The 14,511-nt window shown below is 65.5% G+C and carries 16 protein-coding genes and 1 tRNA gene; 16 read left to right on the forward strand and 1 reads right to left on the reverse strand.

The features are described from left to right. Positions 1-19: 19 nt before the first annotated feature. Positions 20-442 (forward strand): DUF4149 domain-containing protein, encoded by a 423-nt coding sequence (locus GBG68_RS01590; protein WP_193222170.1) that lies wholly within the window; start codon positions 20-22, stop codon positions 440-442. 12 nt (positions 443-454) lie between these two features. Here GBG68_RS01590 and yhbY read toward each other — a convergent pair whose 3' ends face one another. After that, positions 455-754: a ribosome assembly RNA-binding protein YhbY gene (gene yhbY / locus GBG68_RS01595; RefSeq protein WP_152144394.1), complete on the reverse strand. Its 300-nt coding sequence runs from the start codon at positions 752-754 to the stop codon at positions 455-457. A gap of 11 nt (positions 755-765) precedes the next feature. Between yhbY and GBG68_RS01600 the strand changes: the two genes are divergently transcribed. The 15 genes from GBG68_RS01600 to nuoG all read left to right on the forward strand — a co-directional run bounded on the left by GBG68_RS01600 (position 766) and on the right by nuoG (position 14,501). After that, complete coding sequence (locus GBG68_RS01600) at positions 766-1,011, forward strand: hypothetical protein (protein ID WP_152144396.1); 246 nt, start codon at positions 766-768, stop codon at positions 1,009-1,011. After that, positions 1,001-1,621, forward strand: coding sequence for a 23S rRNA (uridine(2552)-2'-O)-methyltransferase RlmE (gene rlmE, locus GBG68_RS01605; protein WP_152144399.1), 621 nt, complete (start codon positions 1,001-1,003; stop codon positions 1,619-1,621). Before GBG68_RS01600 ends, rlmE begins: the two co-directional genes overlap by 11 nt. 136 nt (positions 1,622-1,757) lie before the next feature. Next, positions 1,758-3,671, forward strand: a complete 1,914-nt coding sequence (ftsH, locus tag GBG68_RS01610) for an ATP-dependent zinc metalloprotease FtsH (protein WP_152144401.1) — start codon at positions 1,758-1,760, stop codon at positions 3,669-3,671. A gap of 6 nt (positions 3,672-3,677) precedes the next feature. Further along, complete coding sequence (folP, locus tag GBG68_RS01615) at positions 3,678-4,517, forward strand: dihydropteroate synthase (protein WP_152144403.1); 840 nt, start codon at positions 3,678-3,680, stop codon at positions 4,515-4,517. A 61-nt stretch (positions 4,518-4,578) separates the two neighbouring features. Further along, positions 4,579-5,937, forward strand: coding sequence for a phosphoglucosamine mutase (glmM, locus tag GBG68_RS01620; protein WP_152144405.1), 1,359 nt, complete (start codon positions 4,579-4,581; stop codon positions 5,935-5,937). A gap of 86 nt (positions 5,938-6,023) precedes the next feature. After that, positions 6,024-6,797 carry a triose-phosphate isomerase gene (gene tpiA / locus GBG68_RS01625; RefSeq protein ID WP_152144406.1) on the forward strand — a complete coding sequence of 258 codons (774 nt, stop codon included), beginning with the start codon at positions 6,024-6,026 and terminating at the stop codon, positions 6,795-6,797. Then, a complete protein-coding gene (gene secG / locus GBG68_RS01630) occupies positions 6,794-7,147 on the forward strand; it encodes a preprotein translocase subunit SecG (protein WP_226801507.1) in 354 nt (117 codons plus the stop codon). Before tpiA ends, secG begins: the two co-directional genes overlap by 4 nt. A gap of 79 nt (positions 7,148-7,226) precedes the next feature. Continuing rightward, a tRNA-Leu gene (locus tag GBG68_RS01635) sits at positions 7,227-7,311 on the forward strand. A gap of 191 nt (positions 7,312-7,502) precedes the next feature. Then, positions 7,503-7,859 carry an NADH-quinone oxidoreductase subunit A gene (locus GBG68_RS01640; RefSeq protein WP_152144410.1) on the forward strand — a complete coding sequence of 119 codons (357 nt, stop codon included), beginning with the start codon at positions 7,503-7,505 and terminating at the stop codon, positions 7,857-7,859. After that, positions 7,850-8,326 carry a NuoB/complex I 20 kDa subunit family protein gene (locus tag GBG68_RS01645; RefSeq protein WP_152144412.1) on the forward strand — a complete coding sequence of 159 codons (477 nt, stop codon included), beginning with the start codon at positions 7,850-7,852 and terminating at the stop codon, positions 8,324-8,326. The genes GBG68_RS01640 and GBG68_RS01645 overlap by 10 nt, the downstream gene beginning before the upstream one ends. Positions 8,327-8,337: 11 nt before the next feature. Beyond that, complete coding sequence (locus GBG68_RS01650; RefSeq protein ID WP_226801509.1) at positions 8,338-9,066, forward strand: NADH-quinone oxidoreductase subunit C; 729 nt, start codon at positions 8,338-8,340, stop codon at positions 9,064-9,066. Further along, positions 9,059-10,312, forward strand: a complete 1,254-nt coding sequence (locus GBG68_RS01655) for an NADH-quinone oxidoreductase subunit D (RefSeq protein ID WP_152144415.1) — start codon at positions 9,059-9,061, stop codon at positions 10,310-10,312. The genes GBG68_RS01650 and GBG68_RS01655 overlap by 8 nt, the downstream gene beginning before the upstream one ends. Next, positions 10,309-10,812 carry an NADH-quinone oxidoreductase subunit NuoE gene (gene nuoE / locus GBG68_RS01660; RefSeq protein ID WP_152144417.1) on the forward strand — a complete coding sequence of 168 codons (504 nt, stop codon included), beginning with the start codon at positions 10,309-10,311 and terminating at the stop codon, positions 10,810-10,812. Before GBG68_RS01655 ends, nuoE begins: the two co-directional genes overlap by 4 nt. Before the next feature lie 3 nt (positions 10,813-10,815). After that, positions 10,816-12,108: an NADH-quinone oxidoreductase subunit NuoF gene (gene nuoF, locus GBG68_RS01665; protein WP_152144419.1), complete on the forward strand. Its 1,293-nt coding sequence runs from the start codon at positions 10,816-10,818 to the stop codon at positions 12,106-12,108. Beyond that, complete coding sequence (nuoG, locus tag GBG68_RS01670) at positions 12,105-14,501, forward strand: NADH-quinone oxidoreductase subunit NuoG (RefSeq protein WP_152144421.1); 2,397 nt, start codon at positions 12,105-12,107, stop codon at positions 14,499-14,501. Before nuoF ends, nuoG begins: the two co-directional genes overlap by 4 nt. The last annotated feature ends 10 nt before the right edge of the window (positions 14,502-14,511 follow it).

Below are 14,511 nucleotides of genomic sequence, written 5' to 3' on the forward strand. Positions count from 1 at the left end.
GGCTCCGATGTACCGACCCATGCCGTACTTAGGTGAACGACTGGCGCTGACCCTGTGGGTGGGCTGCCTGTGGGCCGTGGGCTATATCAGCGTGCCGTTGCTGCAGGCGGAGTTGCCGCCGCCAGTGGCTCAGGCGCTCGCTGAGCGCCTTTACGAGACGGCGGCCTATCTGGGCCTTGCCTGCGGGCTTTTCCTGCTGTTCACCCAGGTGGCGGCGACCCGCCCTTGGTGGCGCAACTGGCGGCTTTGGCTGATCACGCTGATGTGGCTGGGCGCGGTTCTCAACGCCTTTGTGCTGAGCCGCTGGTTGCCCGGCGCGGTATCCGGCGTGCACCTGGCGATGAGTCTGCTCAGCCTGGCCCTGGCGGGCTTCGGGCTGCGCGCCGACACCCCCGCGGCAGGCGGTGGCGGCTTTCCCGATATCAAGCCGGGCCGGGGCTGAGCGCCGCGGATTTCAGGGCAGGGCGATCCGCTCCTTCTTCTTGCGCGGGTTGGGCCGGTAGAGCAGCAGCACATGACCGATGACCTGCACGGGTTCGCCTTCGGTCTGCGCCAGGATCTGGTCGATGAAGGACTGCTTCTCTTCCCGGTCACCGGCGATCAGCTTGACCTTGATCAGCTCGTGGTGGGCCAGGGCGATCTCGATCTCGTTCATCACCGCTTCACTCAGGCCGGCGTTGCCGGTGCGGACCACGGGCTTGAGCTGATGGCCCAGGCGGCGCAGGTGACGGCGTTGTTCCTCGTTCAAAGGCATGGATCGATCTCATGACGCAAAATGAAAGGGCGCGCAGTGTAGCACGAGATCGGCCGCTGGAAGCGGTCAAACGGGAGCTGGGCGTGGTGCTACTGGCCGGGCTGTGTCTGTTGTTTTTGCTGATGATACTGGGCCTGCCCCTGGGGCGGCAGCTGTTCGTGTTGCTCGCCTACAGCGTCTTCGCGACCTTGTGGCTGGTGCTGCGCACCCGGCGGCTGGCGCGTGGCCGCGCCCAGGGAGTGCGCGATGCCCCGTAGCAAGAGCAGTCGGCGCTGGCTGAAGGAGCACTTCGACGATGTGCACGTGCGCCGCGCCCAGAAAGAGGGTTGGCGCTCTCGGGCCGCGTTCAAGCTCGAGGAGATCCAGCAGAAGGATCGCCTCCTCAAGGCGGGCCAGCATGTGGTGGACCTGGGCGCCGCGCCCGGGGGGTGGTCCCAGTATGCCGGGCGCATCCTCGGAGATCGGGGCCGGGTAGTCGCACTGGACATCCTGCCCATGGACGCGCTGGCAGATGTGGCCTTCATTCAAGCGGATTTCACCGAAGATGCCGCGCTGGAGCAGCTGAGAGGCGCGCTGGGCGGCCGTCCGGTGGATGTTGTGCTCTCCGACATGGCGCCCAATATCACCGGGCAAAGCGCCGTGGACCAGCCGCGTGCCATGTACCTGGCGGAACTTGCGCTGGATTTCGCGGGTCAAGTATTGAGGCCGGGTGGGGATTTTCTGGTCAAGGTGTTCCAGGGCGAAGGCTTCGAGGAGTACTTGCGGCAACTGCGCGGGCGTTTCAAGCGCGTGGTCACCCGCAAGCCCCAGGCATCCCGGCCCCGCAGTCGGGAGGTATATCTGCTGGCCCGGGATTTCCGGGTGTAGTAGTGTCGCAATGAGAACACCACTGGCCGCCCCAAGGGAATCAATCCGTGTTTCCCCAGGCGGCTGTCCGTGTGTGTAGCGTAATTTTGCCGGTACGCCCGGCGCGATAGAACCGAGGTGGTCGACCTTGAACGACATGGCGAAGAATCTGATTCTCTGGGTAGTGATCGCCGTGGTCCTGATGGCTGTGTTCAGCAACTTCCAGGATCGCGCGATGACGGCCGGCCAGCTGCCGTACTCCGAGTTTCTCAACCAGGTGAAGAGCGGCGACATCAGCGCCGTCACCATCCAGGGCCAGACCATCTCCGGCGAGCGCAGCGGCGGCCAGGGCTTCAAGACCTACAGCCCGGAGACCAACAACGAGGCACTGATCGGCACCCTGCTCGACAACAACGTGACGATCCGCGCCGAGGCCCCGGAAGGGCGCAGCGTGCTGTTGCAGATCCTGATCTCCTGGTTCCCCTTCCTGTTGCTGATCGGCGTGTGGATCTACTTCATGCGTCAGATGCAGGGCGGTGGCGGAGGCCGCGGCGCCATGTCCTTCGGCAAGAGCCGGGCGCGGATGATGAGCGAGGACCAGGTCCGGGTGACCTTCGCCGACGTGGCCGGCGTGGAGGAAGCCAAGGAAGAGGTGGCCGAGCTGGTGGACTTCCTGCGTGATCCGAGCAAGTTCCAGCGTCTCGGTGGCAGCATTCCCCGGGGCGTCCTGATGGTGGGCTCGCCGGGTACCGGCAAGACCCTGTTGGCCAAGGCCATCGCCGGCGAGGCGAAGGTGCCCTTCTTCAGTATCTCCGGTTCGGACTTCGTGGAGATGTTCGTGGGCGTGGGCGCATCTCGGGTGCGGGACATGTTCCAGCAGGCCAAGAAGCATGCGCCCTGCATCATCTTCATCGACGAGATCGACGCGGTGGGCCGCCAGCGCGGCGCCGGTCTCGGCGGCGGCCACGACGAGCGCGAGCAGACCTTGAACCAATTGCTGGTCGAGATGGACGGTTTCGAGGGTAACGAGGGCGTGATCGTCATCGCGGCCACCAACCGTCCCGACGTGCTGGACCCGGCGCTGCTGCGCCCGGGCCGCTTCGACCGTCAGGTGGTTGTGCCGCTGCCCGACGTGCGGGGCCGGGAGCAGATCCTCAAGGTGCACATGAAGAAGGTGCCCCTGGCCGACGACATGGATCCGCGCACCATCGCCCGGGGCACCCCCGGCTTCTCCGGCGCGGATCTGGCTAACCTGGTCAACGAGGCGGCACTGTTCGCCGCTCGGCGCAACAAGCGGGTGGTGGACCAGGACGACTTCGAGCGCGCCAAGGACAAGATCATGATGGGCGCCGAGCGGCGCAGCATGGTCATGAGCGAGGATGAAAAGCAGCTGACCGCCTATCATGAATCCGGTCATGCCATCGTCGGCCTGCTCTCCCCCGAGCACGACCCGGTGCACAAGGTCACCATTATTCCCCGGGGGCGTGCTCTGGGCGTGACCATGTTCCTCCCCGAGGAGGACCGCTACAGCTACTCCAAGCAGCGCCTGAACAGCTCCATCGCGAGCCTGTTCGGCGGGCGGATCGCCGAGGAAATGATCTTCGGCAAGGATCGGGTCACCACCGGCGCCTCCAACGACATCCAGCGGGCCACCGAGATCGCCCGCAACATGGTCACCAAGTGGGGTCTGTCGGAAAAGCTGGGCCCCCTGACCTACGGTGAGGATGAAGGCGAGGTGTTCCTGGGGCAGTCCATGGGGCATCAGCACAAGCAGGTCTCCGACGAGACCGCGCAGCGGATTGACGAGGAAGTGCGGGCGGTGATCGACGTCAACTACGCCCGGGCCGAGCAGCTGCTGCGTGAGAACCTCGACAAGCTGCACGCCATGTCCGAGGCGCTGATCAAGTTCGAGACCATCGACAAGGATCAGATCGACGACATCATGAACGGTCGTCCGCCGCGTCCGCCGGAAGACTGGCAGGGGCCGAGCACCCGTCCGGAGTCGGAATCCGGCGAGTCCGAGCAGGAGTCCGGTGGCCAGCCCATCGGCGGGCCCGCCAGTCATCACTGATCGCCCATGACGGCGGTGCTCGATTGCGGTGGCAAGCCGCTGGACTTGTCCCGTCCCCAGGTCATGGGGATACTCAATATCACCCCCGATTCCTTCTCGGACGGGGGTGTCTTCCTTGGTGGGGAAGCCGCGTTGGAGCGTGCCCACCGCATGGTGGCGGAAGGGGCCGCCATCATCGACATCGGTGGGGAGTCCACCCGCCCGGGCGCGGCGGGGGTCTCGGTGCAGCAGGAGCTGGATCGGGTGCTGCCGGTGATCGAGGCGCTCGCCCCGACGCTGCCCGTGCCCCTGTCGGTGGACACCACCAAGCCGGAGGTCATGGCCGCCGCGGTGGATGCCGGCGCGGGCCTCATCAACGATGTGCTCGCCCTGCGGGCGCCCGGGGCTCTGGAGGTGGTCGCGGCCCTGTCGGTGCCGGTCTGCCTGATGCACATGCAGGGCGAGCCCCGAACCATGCAGCGGGATCCGCGCTACGACGATGTGCTGCAAGACGTGATGGGGTTCCTGCGTGGGCGTCTTCGCGCCTGCGAAGATGCGGGCATTGCGCGGGAGCGTCTGTTGCTGGACCCGGGCTTCGGCTTCGGCAAGAATCTGCACCACAATTGCCGGTTGTTGAAGGAACTGGCGAGCTTTCAGGCGCTGGGGGCGCCGTTGCTGGTGGGGCTGTCGCGTAAATCCATGCTCGGCGCCATCGTCGATCGGCCGGTGACGCAGCGCCTGCCCGCCAGTCTGGCGGCGGCGGTGTTGGCGGCCGAGCGGGGCGCGAGCATCATCCGCGTGCACGACGTGGCGGACACCGTCCAGGCGTTGGCCGTGGTGGAGGCCGTTGCGCGGGAGGGTCTTTGACCCAAGTACAGCGAACAATGAGCGGGTGTTGAGCGCCGGCATCGTCTTTCGGGGACCAAGCATGAAAAAACGTTACTTCGGCACCGACGGCATCCGTGGTCGGGTGGGGGAGGCGCCGATCACGGCGGACTTCATCCTCAAGCTCGGCTGGGCCGCGGGCCGGGTGTTCGCCGCGGGCGGTGGAAAGACCGTGCTCATCGGCAAGGACACCCGCCTGTCGGGCTATATGTTCGAATCCGCCCTGGAGGCGGGGCTATCGGCGGCTGGCGTGCATTCGCGCCTGCTCGGACCCATGCCCACGCCCGCCATTGCCTATCTCACCCGCACCCTGCGGGCGAGCGCCGGCATCGTCATCAGCGCCTCGCACAATCCCCATGCCGACAACGGCATCAAGTTCTTCTCGGCGGCGGGCCAGAAACTGGACGACGCCACCGAGCTCGCCATCGAGGCGGAGCTGGACAAGCCCATGCGCACCGTGGCATCCGAGCAACTGGGGCGCGCCGCGCGGCTCCCGGATGCCCCCGGGCGCTACATCGAGTTCTGTAAACGGGCGGTTTCGCCACAGACCCAGCTCGGCGGTATGCGCCTGGTGGTGGACTGCGCCAATGGCGCCACCTATCAGGTGGCTCCCAGCCTGTTCCATGAGCTGGGCGCCGAGGTCATCCGCATGGGCGCGGAACCGGACGGGCTGAACATCAATGTGGATTGCGGCTCGGTGCATCCCCAGGGGCTGGCGCGGCGGGTGCTGGCCGAGGGTGCCGACGTGGGTATTGCCTTCGATGGTGACGGTGACCGTCTGATCATGGTGGACGAACACGGCGAGGTGCTGGACGGCGACGAGCTGCTCTACATCATCGCCTGCGCGCGCCATCAGGAGGGTGCGCTGCAGGGGCCGGTGGTCGGCACGCTGATGAGCAACCTGGGCCTGGAGCAGGCGCTGAATCAGCGCGATGTGGAATTTCTCCGGGCCAAGGTGGGTGACCGCTATGTAATGGAAATGCTGCAGGCCCACGGCGGCGTGCTGGGCGGCGAGTCCTCAGGGCACCTTATCTGTCTGGATCGCACCACCACGGGTGATGGCATGGTCTCGGCGCTGCAGGTGCTGGAGATCATGCGGGAGAGCGGGCGAAGCCTGCATCAGCTCAAGCAGGGCATGTATAAATACCCCCAGCACATGATCAACGTGCCCATTGCTCGTGGCGAGACTCCCCATGAGAACGATGCCGTGCGCGAAGCCGTGCGTAGCGCGGAGGCCGAGATGGGCGCGCGGGGTCGGGTGCTGCTGAGGCCCTCGGGCACCGAACCGGTGGTGCGGGTAATGGTGGAGTGCGAGGACGGCGAGCAGGGGCTGCGCTGCTGCCGGCGTATCGTCGATGTGCTGGCCGAGACCGCCGGTGGCGCGGCCTTGCTGGCGAATTGATTTATCGGGGTATGGCGGTTAAGCTTGCCGCCGCATTTTTTATCGCGCTATAGCGGTAGGTGTTTGTTTTCAAAGAGGTCTTTCCCATGCGTCCAGCCTTGGTGGCCGGCAACTGGAAGATGAACGGCGACCTGGCTTCGGCTCAGGCCCTGGCCGAAACCGTACGCGAGGGCGTGGCGGATCTGCGGGTCCAGGTGCTGTTGTGCCCGCCCTACGTGCATCTGGACCGGGTCGCCGGGGCGCTGGCCCACAGTGGCGTGGGTCTGGCCGCCCAGGATCTCAATGAGCATTCCGCCGGTGCCCATACCGGGGAGATCTGCGCCGAGATGCTTGCCGATCTGGGCTGTAGCCACGTGATCGTGGGGCATTCGGAGCGACGGCACGTCTACGGCGAGGCCAACGCCCGGGTTGCCACCAAGTTCGCGCGCGCCCGGGAGGCCGGTCTGGTGCCTCTGCTCTGCGTGGGAGAGCGGCAGGATGAGCGGGAACAGGGGCGTACCCAGGCGGTCATTGCCGAGCAGCTGCAGGTGGTGCTGGAGCAATCCGGCCCTGGCGCGTTTGACGGTGCCGTGATTGCCTACGAGCCGGTCTGGGCCATAGGCACGGGCCTGAGCGCCAGCCCGGAGCAGGCCCAGGAGGTCCATGCCTTCATTCGCGGCTGGTTGCACGAACAGGGCGCGCAGGGGGTGGATGCACTGCCCATCCTGTACGGCGGCAGCGTCAAGGCGGATAATGCCGCCGGCCTGTTCGCCCAGCCCGACGTGGATGGCGGGTTGATTGGCGGCGCGGCCCTGCAGGCCGAGAGTTTCATCGCAATATGCAAGGCCGCGGAAGCATCTTCGCCGGCAAGGGAGTCTTGATGTTTACGGTACTGTTGGTTGTCCATGTGCTGGTGTCCATCGCCATGGTCGGCTTGATCCTCATTCAGCACGGCAAGGGCGCCGACATGGGCGCGGCCTTTGGCAGCGGTGCATCGGGCACGGTGTTCGGCTCACGCGGTTCGGCCAGCTTCCTGTCCAAGACCACGGCGCTGCTGGCCACGGCCTTCTTCATCCTCACCCTGGCCCTGGCCATGCTCACTGGCCGCCCGGATGCGCCCTCCAGCGTGGTGGATATGCTCGACGAGCAGGCCGAGGAGTCTCTGCCTGCCGCGCCTGAAGCGCCCGCGGACGACGATAGTCTGGCGCCGGCGCCTCCCGGCGGCGAATAAGCGCGCCGGCATTGCCCAGGGCCGGGGGTGTTGTTAGAATGCCCCCGCTTTTACGCCAGACGTGAAATCCATCTGAATTGCCGAAGTGGTGGAACTGGTAGACACGCCGTCTTGAGGGGGCGGTGGCGAAAGCCGTGCCGGTTCGAGTCCGGCCTTCGGCACCATATGTATTTATGCGCTTTCGGTTCTCGTAAGTGCATGTTTATCAAGAAGAATTGCATGGATACCGGGTTGACAGCAACGCCGGTCGTGGCCTAAACTGCCCGCCGCTGCCCGCGGGGCGCATCAGGGGTCGAGCATCACGCAGCGGATGCGTGCGCCGGCCCGCCACCATAGGCTGTGAGGCTGGCGCCGCATGCTCGACAACTATCTGCCTATCCTGATCTTTATCCTCTTTGGCGTGGGCTTCGGCTCCGCGTTTCTGATCGGCGGTTTTCTGCTGGGTCCGCGCAAGCCGGACCCGGAGAAGCTCTCGCCCTTCGAGTGTGGCTTCGAGGCCTTCGAGGATTCGCGCATGAAATTCGATGTGCGCTACTACCTCGTCGCCATTCTCTTCATCATCTTCGATCTGGAAATCGCCTTCCTGTTTCCGTGGGCGGTGGTGCTGGACCAAGTCGGCGTGTTCGGCTTTGCCGCCATGGCAGTGTTCATCGGCATCCTCCTGATCGGTTTCCTCTATGAATGGAAGAAGGGAGCGCTGGAATGGGAGTAGAGGGCGTACTCGAGAAGGGCTTCGTCACCACCTCCGCGGACAAGCTCATTAACTGGGCGCGCACCGGCTCCCTGTGGCCGGTGACCTTCGGGCTCGCCTGCTGCGCCGTGGAGATGATGCACGCGGGCGCCTCCCGCTATGACCAGGACCGCTTCGGGATCATGTTCCGGCCAAGTCCGCGTCAGTCCGACGTGATGATCGTCGCCGGCACGCTGGTGAACAAGATGGCGCCGGCGCTGCGCAAGGTCTACGACCAGATGTCCGACCCCAAGTGGGTGATTTCCATGGGGTCCTGCGCCAACGGTGGCGGTTACTACCATTATTCCTACGCCGTGACGCGCGGTTGCGACCGCATCGTCCCGGTGGACATCTACGTGCCCGGCTGTCCGCCCACGGCGGAGGCGCTTCTGTTCGGCATCATGCAGTTGCAGAACAAGATCCGCCGCACCAACACCATCGCCCGCTGAGGGGAGTGTCCATGTCCCGTATGCAGAAGCTGGAGGAGGCCCTGCACAAGGCCTTCGGAGACAAGCTGCTGGCCCTGCAGGCGCAGAACGGCGAGCTCACCGTGGAGGTGCGCCCCGAGGATCTGTGCGAGGTGCTGCTGGAGTTGCGTGACGGTCAGGCCTTCCGCTTCGAGCAATTGATCGATCTGAGTGGCGTCGATTACGCCGCTTACGGTCAAGACGAATGGAGCACCGAGCAGGCCAGCTGGACCGGTTTCTCCCGCGGCATCTCCGGCCCGTCCACCGGGCGATTGGGTATTACCGGCCCCTGCGGCGTGCACGACGTCAAGAGCAACACCGCTCGGCGCTTCGCCAGCGTCTATCACCTGCTCTCCCTGAGCCTGAATCAGCGCTTGCGGGTGAAGACCTACGCCGCGGACGACGGCTTCCCGGTGGTCGATTCCGTGGTGGATATCTGGAGCTGCGCCAACTGGTATGAGCGTGAGTCCTTCGATCTGTACGGCATCCTCTACGAGGGCCATCCGGATCTGCGTCGCATCCTCACCGATTACGGTTTCGTCGGCCATCCCTTCCGCAAGGATTTCCCGCTGATCGGCAACGTTGAAGTGCGCTACGACGAAGAGAAGCGCCGGGTGGTCTACCAGCCGGTGAGCATAGAGCCCCGGGTGACGGTGCCGCGCGTGGTGCGCGACGACTCCCGTTACGCGGGTCGCGCCCAGGAGGACGCCTCCGATGCCTGAGATCAAGAGTTACACCCTGAACTTCGGCCCCCAGCATCCGGCCGCCCACGGCGTGCTGCGCATGGTGCTGGAGATGGACGGCGAGACCATTCGCCGCGCCGACCCGCATATCGGTCTGCTGCATCGGGCCACCGAGAAGCTGGCCGAGACCAAGCCGTACAACCACAGCATCGGCTACATGGACCGGCTCGATTACGTGTCCATGATGTGCAACGAGCACGCCTATGTAATGGCCATCGAGAAGCTGCTGGGTATCCAGGCGCCGATCCGTGCCCAGTACATCCGCGTTTTGTTCGACGAGATCACCCGCATTCTCAATCACATGATGTGGCTGGGCGCGCACGCCCTGGATGTGGGCGCCATGACCGTATTCCTGTACTGCTTCCGGGTGCGCGAGGAGCTGATGGACTGCTACGAGGCGGTCTCCGGGGCGCGCATGCACGCGACCTATTACCGCCCCGGCGGCGTATACCGGGATCTGCCGGCGCGCATGCCCCAGTACCAGCCCTCCAAGCACCGTTCGGCCAAGGATCTGGAGCGCCTGAACGCCGCGCGCCAAGGCTCCATGCTGGATTTCCTGGATGATTTCGTCAGCTACTATCCGGGCGAGATCGACGAGTACGAAACCCTGCTCACCGATAACCGGATATGGAAGCGCCGCTTGGTGGATGTCGGCGTGGTCTCGCCGGAGCGGGCCAAGCAGCTCGGCTTCACCGGGCCCATGTTGCGCGGCTCCGGGGTCGAGTGGGATTTGCGCAAGACCCAGCCCTACGAAGTCTATGACCGCATGGACTTCGATATTCCGGTGGGCACCAACGGGGATTCCTATGACCGTTATCTGGTGCGCGTGGAGGAGCTTCGGCAGTCCGTGCGCATCATGAAGCAGTGCATCGACTGGCTGCGTGTCAATCCGGGCCCGGTGATGCTGGAGGACCACAAGGTCACCCCGCCGAGCCGCGAGGAGATGAAGGACGACATGGAGTCCCTCATTCATCACTTCAAATTGTTCACCGAAGGTTACTCCACGCCTCCGGGCGAGGTTTACGCCTGCGTGGAAGCACCCAAGGGCGAGTTCGGGGTCTACATGGTCTCCGACGGTGCCAACAAGCCCTACCGGGTCAAGTGTCGCGCGCCAGGTTTTGCCCATCTGGCGGCCATGGATGAAATGGCCCGCGGCCACATGCTCTCGGACGTGGTGACCATCATCGGCACCCAGGACATCGTGTTTGGGGAGATCGACCGTTGAGTAGCGAGCGTCTGTCGGAAAAACTGCTCTCCGCCGAAGTGCGGGCCGAGATCGACCACTGGGTGGCCAAGTATCCGGAAGAGCGCAAGCAGGCCGCGGTGATTCCCGCCCTGCACGCGGTGCAGGACGCCAACGGCGGCTGGATCAGCTCGGAACTGATGGATGCGGTGGCCGAGTACCTGGAGATGCCCAAGGTGGCGGTCTACGAGGTCGGCAGTTTCTACACCATGTTCGATCTGCAGCCGGTGGGCCGGCACAAGGTAAACCTCTGCACCAACATCTCCTGCATGCTGCGGGGCGCGGAGGAGATCGTCGACCATGTGGAGCGGCGCCTTGGCATCAAGCTGGGCCAGACCACCGACGATGGCCGCATCACCCTGAAGATCGAGGAAGAGTGCCTTGCGGCCTGCCCGGGTGGGCCGATGATGGTTGTCGACGGTCACTATCACACGGATCTGACCCCCGAGAAGGTGGACAAGATCCTGGATGAGTTGGAGTAAGGCATGGCGAACGAGGTCTGCTACCGGACCCTGCAATTCGACGAGCCCTGGGCCCTGGAGAACTATCTCAAGGTCGGTGGCTACGAGGCCTGGCGCAAGATCCTCGCGGAGAAGACCCCGCCGGAGGAGATCATCGACACGCTGAAGGCGGCGTCCTTGCGCGGGCGTGGTGGCGCGGGCTTCCCCACGGGGCTGAAGTGGAGCTTCATGCCTCGCAATGCGCCGGGGCAGAAGTACGTGGTCTGCAACTCCGACGAATCCGAGCCGGGTACCGCCAAGGACCACGATATTCTCCGCTACAATCCCCATGCCCTGGTGGAGGGGCTCGCCATCGCCTGTTACGCCATGGGCGCGACCGTGGCCTACAACTATATGCGTGGTGAGTTCCACCATGTGCCCTTCGCCCGCTTCGAGCAGGCCTTGAAGGAGGCGCATGAGCTGGGGCTGTTGGGCAAGAACATCCAGGGCACCGGGGTGGATGTGGAGATTCACTCCCACATCGGCGCCGGCGCCTACATCTGTGGCGAGGAGAGCGCGCTGCTCGAATCCCTGGAAGGCAAGAAGGGTCAGCCGCGCTTCAAGCCGCCGTTCCCGGCCCAGGTGGGGCTTTTCGGCCGGCCCACCACCATCAACAACACCGAATCCTTCTCCTCGGTGCCTGAAATCATGCGCAACGGCGCGGACTGGTTCCTGAACCTGGGCAAGCCGAACAACGGCGGGGTGAAGTGCTTCAGCGTCTCCGGTCATGTGGAGAAGCCCGGCAACTTCGAGATCGGCCTGGGTACGCCCTTCAAGGACTTGCTGGAAATGGCCGGTGGTGTCTGGAAGGGGCGCAAGTTGAAGGCCGTGATTCCCGGCGGCTCCTCCATGCCGGTGGTGCCCGCCGAGGTGATGTTGAACGTCACCCTGGATTACGACAGTCTCGCCAAGGCGGGCTCCGGGTTGGGCTCCGGCGGCGTGATCGTGATGGACGAGACCACCGACATGGTCAAGGCCCTCACCCGCATCTCACGCTTCTATTACGCCGAGTCCTGCGGCCAGTGCACGCCCTGTCGCGAGGGTACCGGCTGGATGTACCGGGTGCTGCGTCGCATCGGCGAGGGCCGCGGCCGGCCCGAGGATCTGGAGCTGCTGGAATCCGCCGCCGGCCAGATTGCCGGGCACACCATCTGTGCCTTCGGCGAGGCCGCTGCCTGGCCGGTGCAGTCCTTCCTCAAGCACTATTTCCATGAATTCGAGTATTACGTGAAGCACGGGCGCTCCATGGTGGAAGGCGCCTCGGGGGCTGTCGCATGAATGCCAAGGTCGAGAACACGCAGGAACTGGTGACCATCGAGGTCGATGGCGTCGAGCTGCAGGCGCCCAAGGGCGCGATGCTGATCGAAGCCACCGACCGGGCCGATATCCCTGTGCCGCGCTTCTGTTACCACAAGAAGCTCTCCATCGCGGCCAACTGCCGCATGTGCCTGGTGGAAGTGGAGAAAGCGCCCAAGCCCATGCCCGCCTGCGCTACCCCGGTGGCCGACGGCATGAAGGTCTTCACCCGATCGGAACGGGCGCTGGCCGCCCAGCGAGGGGTGATGGAATTCCTGCTGATCAACCACCCGCTGGATTGCCCGATCTGCGATCAGGGCGGTGAGTGCGAGCTGCAGGACCTGTCCATGGGTTATGGCCGCGGCGTGTCCCGCTTCAGCGAGGGCAAGCGCGTGGTCAAGGATGAGGATCTGGGTCCGCTGGTCGAGACCGAGATGACCCGCTGCATTCACTGCACCCGCTGCGTGCGTTTCCTGCAGGAAATCGGCGGGCGCCGGGAGCTGGGCGGCATCGGCCGCGGCGAGCATACCGAGATCGGCACCTACGTGCAGGACGGCGTGAGCTCCGAGCTTTCCGGCAACATCATCGATTTGTGCCCGGTGGGCGCATTGACCTCCAAGCCCTTCCGGTATCGGGCCCGGGCCTGGGAGTTGCTCAGTCATCCCAGCGTGGCGCCCCATGACGCGGTGGGCTCCAACGTCCACATTCATCACCGCCGCGGCGAGCTGATGCGGGTGGTGCCCCGGGAGAACGAGGGCATCAACGAGACCTGGCTGGCCGACCGGGACCGTTTCGGTTACGCGGGCCTGTACTCCGAGCAGCGACTGGCGCGGCCGATGGTCAAGGAGCAGGGCGAGTGGCGCGAGGTGGACTGGGAAACCGCGCTGGCCGCCGCCGTCAAGGGCACCCGAAGGGTTCAGGACGTGGCCGGTGCCGAGGCGCTGGGTACGCTGGTCGCGCCCAATGCGACCCTGGAAGAGATGTTCCTGCTGGGCAAGCTCAGTCGTGGGCTGGGCAGCCGCAATATCGATTCTCGCCTGCGCCAGGGTGATTTCAGCGACGATGCGGAAGCCCCGTTGCAGCCGGCGCTGGGCGTGTCCATCGCCGAGCTGGAAGCGCAGGACGCGGTGCTTGCCATCGGCAGTTACAGCCGTCTGGAGCAGCCGCTGGTCAACCATCGTCTGCGCAAGGCGAGCCTGAAGGGCGCGCAGGTCATGTACCTGAACACCCGCGCTTGGGAATTCAACTTCGAACCGGCCCTGCAGCAGGTCGCCACGCCAGCGACCCTGGTGGCGGAGCTGGCGGCGGTGGCCCGTGTGCTGCTGGACCGAGAAGGCCAGTCGGTGCCCCAGGGTCTGGAAGATGTGTTGGCCGGTCTGGAGCCGGGCGAGGCGCACCAGCGCATGGCCGACGAGCTGCACAAGGCTACCCGGAGCTTGGTACTGCTGGGCTCCCAGGCCGAGAGCCATCCGGCGGCGGCCAGCCTGCGCGCGCTGGCGAGCCTGGTGGCGGAGCTGAGCGGCGCGACCCTGGGTCAATTGCCGGTCGCGGCCAACAGCGTCGGTGGCTGGCTCGCCGGCGCGCTGCCCCATCGCGGCGCCGGCGGCAAGCCGGACGCGGCGGGGGGGCTGAATGCCCGCGCCATGGTGGAGCAGCCGCGCAAGGCCTACTGGCTGTTCAACGTCGAGCCGGAGTTCGATTGTTGGGATGGCGCCGCAGCGGCCGCAGCGGTGGCGCAAGCGGAGTTCGTCGTGGCTTTCACGCCTTTCGTGACCGAATCCCTCAAGGACCAGGCCGATGTGCTGCTGCCCATCGCCAGCTTCGGCGAAACTTCCGGCACCTTCGTCAACCTGGAAGGACGCTGGCAGAGCTTCGGTGGCGTGACCGCCCCCGTGGGCGAGGGGCGTCCGGCCTGGCGGGTGCTGCGGGTGCTGGGCAACCTGTTTGATCTGGACGGCTTCGAGCACAACAGCTCCGAGGAAGTGCTGGCGGAACTGAAGGCCAGCGGCCTCGGCGATGAGGCACCGGCGCAACGCTTCCCGTGGCGGGAGCCACGGCGTGGACTGGGCGAGGGTCTGGTGCGCGGGGGCGAGGTGCCGCCTTACCAGCTGGACACGTTGCTGCGTCGCTCGGCACCGCTGCAGGCTTCGGCCCACGCCGCCAAGCCCGGCGTCTACCTGGCGGCCGAAGAGGCGCAGCGCCTGGGGTTTGCCGAAGGTGAGCGCGCTCGGGTCCGCCAAGGCGAGGGCGAGGCGCAGCTGACCGTCTACATCGACGATACCGTTGCCGCCGGCAGCGTGTGGATTCCGGCGGCCCTGTGTGAAACCTACGGCCTGGGCGCGCCCTGGGGCGAAGTCCGCGTAGAGCGCGCCTAGGAGCGGGAAC

The organism is Alkalilimnicola sp. S0819, assembly GCF_009295635.1.
Taxonomy (GTDB): domain Bacteria; phylum Pseudomonadota; class Gammaproteobacteria; order Nitrococcales; family WHIW01; genus S0819.